This is a genomic window from Mesobacillus subterraneus, from assembly GCF_023715485.1.
GTDB lineage: Bacteria > Bacillota > Bacilli > Bacillales > Cytobacillaceae > Mesobacillus > Mesobacillus subterraneus_B.
Window position 1 is genome coordinate 1 of the sequence record NZ_JAMBOF010000077.1, and the last position, 200, is coordinate 200.

General features: G+C 43.5%; 1 rRNA gene. It reads right to left on the reverse strand.

Features of this window, described 5'->3' with window-relative positions:
- Positions 1-85, reverse strand: a 5S ribosomal RNA gene (gene rrf, locus M3204_RS23610); the annotation flags it as partial.
- Positions 86-200: the final 115 nt, after the last annotated feature.

The window sequence follows — 200 nt, forward strand, 5'->3', positions numbered from 1 at the left end:
ACCCCCAACTACCATCGGCGCTGAGAAGCTTAACTTCCGTGTTCGGTATGGGAACGGGTGTGACCTTCTCGCTATCGCCACCAGACTATTTGGTTTGAGGTTTTATTCCCTCAAAACTAGATAATGTTTGTAAGAAGAATTCAGAAGAAACGAGTAATCTATTTTGGTTAAGTCCTCGAACGATTAGTATCAGTCAGCTC